Here is a 2081-nt window from a genome sequence, read left to right on the forward strand (position 1 = left end):
CCGACGCCGTCGAGGCCGTCCGAGAGGGCGGTCCGGTGCGTCTGCTGCCGTGCGGGCGGTCGCTCTCGGGGGCCCGCGCCGCGGACGTGCGCCGGCTGGGCGACGCCCTCCGCGCCGTCGAACGCGCTTACGGCGACGTCGTCGTGGACTGCCCCGCGGGGATGCGCGCCGACGCGGGCGTCCACTCGCCGTCGCCGACGCCTGCGTCGTCGTCGCCTCGCCCCGGCCGTACGCCCTCGCCGACGCCGTCCGCACCCGCGAACTCGCGCGCGAACTCGACGCCGGACTCGTCGCCGTCGCGGTCAACCGCGCCGTCGCGGACCCGCCCGAGGCCATCTTCGAGGAGGTCCTCGGCGCGCCCGCCGTCACCGTCCCCGCGGACCCCCGCGTCGCCCGCGCTATCGAGACGGGGCGTCCCGTCTGCCGCGTCGCCCGTCGAGTCGCGCGGGGCGGGCCGTCTCGTCGCTCGCGCGAGCGGTCGAACGCAGCACGCGGGCGTAGCAGACTGCCTCACGGTTCTCGCCTCGCTCTCGCGGCGTCGTCCGACCCCGACGCTGGCCGCGCGGGCCGACCGCTTCGCTGGCCGGGAAGCCGTCGAAGAACAGGTTCGTCGGTCGCTATCGGCCGGTCGCTACCGTATCGGTCCCTGCCGCGTCGGACGACGCCGTACGGCCGCCGCCCGGCGTTCGCCCTCCCTACCCGATCGGTCGCTCACTCGTCGTCCGACAGCGCCACGTACGTCTCCGCAGGGTGACGGGCGTCACGTCGGCGACGGCCGCCGCGTCGGCCTGCGTCAGGTCCGCGCCGAGGTCACGGGCGGCGGTGTAGAGACACCCGGCGGCGACGCCGCTCGGGTTGCGACCGCTCGCGACGCCGACTCGACCGCTTCGGCGGCGTACTCGCGGGCGCGGCGTTCCACGTCGCGCGAGAGGTCGAGCCGGGTGGCGAAGCGCGGGACGTACTCGACCGGGTCCACGGGGCCGACCGGGAGCCCGAGGTCGCGGTTCAGCGCGTCGTACGCGGCGGTCTGTTCGCCCTCGGTGGCCTTCGCCTCGGCGACGACTTCGCCGACGGTGCGCGAGACGCCGGCGACCCGGCAGGCGGCGTAGACGCACGCGGCGGCGAACCCCTCCAGCGACCGGCCGCGCAGGAGGTCCTCGTTCTGCGCCGAGTCGAACAGCGAACACGCGTGGTCGCGGATGCGTTCGGGGAGCGACAGCGCGCTCGTCAGCCGGCGAATCTCGGTGAACGCGTACACCTGATTCCGCTCGCGCTTGGTGGAGATGCGAGCGCGGTTGTGCTGGCGGCGCATCCGGGCGAGGCGGCGGCGCTTGCGGCCCTTGACGCGCGTCGAGCGACCGATTTCGGTCGAGAGGCCGCGGTCGTGCCGGGACCGCGTGAGCGGTGCGCCCGTGCGCTTCGGGTTCCGGTCGTCGTCGGCGAACGACCGCCACTCGGGGCCGTGGTCGATGGCGTACTCGGCGACGACCAGACCGCAGTCGCCGCAGACCGTCTCCCGGCCGTCGGCGCGGAGGCGGCCGTCGCATTCGGGGCAGGCGTTCGTCGTCGTCGCGTCGTCGGCGGAGCGTGCGTCACTCATCACAATTGAAACTCGGTCCCGATGGAGTATTTAAACACGGGAGAATTCGGCCGTTCGACGGGTGAGACGCGGTCCAGTACCTACCGGTAACCGGTACGCTCTGGTTTCAGATACGAGAACGCTGGCGAAACGGTTTACTGGGCCGCCGATGTACGACGACGAGATGGGACTGGCGGACATCGCGGACGAGTTGGCGGTGACGACGACGACGCAGGACGAACGGGGCGTCGCGACGGTAGACGACACCGACGTGAACCTCGACGCGCGCCTCCGCGAGTACGCGGCCGAGTTGCCGTGTACGCCGGAGGCGGCGGCCACCGTCCTCGAACGCCACTCGGCCGGCGACAGCGTCGGCGACGCGGCGGAGGCGGCCGTCGTCGCCCCGGTGACGGCGGCGAAAGTCCTCCATCGCGCGGGCGTGGAGGGCGTGACGCCGCTGGCGCCGACGGCCCGGCGCGTGCTTCGCGATTGGCTCGACGGC

General features: G+C 73.8%; 3 pseudogenes. 2 read left to right on the forward strand and 1 reads right to left on the reverse strand.

Annotated features, from left to right (window positions below):
* A pseudogene (locus GJ632_RS24475) lies at positions 1–501 on the forward strand (MinD/ParA family protein); the annotation flags it as partial.
* Positions 502–711: 210 nt separating this feature from the next.
* Here GJ632_RS24475 and GJ632_RS21150 read toward each other — a convergent pair.
* Positions 712–1600, reverse strand: a pseudogene (locus GJ632_RS21150) (transcription initiation factor IIB family protein).
* Between the two features lie 163 nt (positions 1601–1763).
* On the opposite strand from GJ632_RS21150, the pseudogene GJ632_RS21155 reads away from it, so the two are divergent.
* Positions 1764–2081 (forward strand): annotated as a pseudogene (locus GJ632_RS21155) (hypothetical protein); the annotation flags it as partial.

Origin of the sequence: Halogeometricum sp. CBA1124, assembly GCF_009741955.1 — an archaeon.
Classification (GTDB): Archaea; Halobacteriota; Halobacteria; order Halobacteriales; family Haloferacaceae; genus Halogeometricum; species Halogeometricum rufum.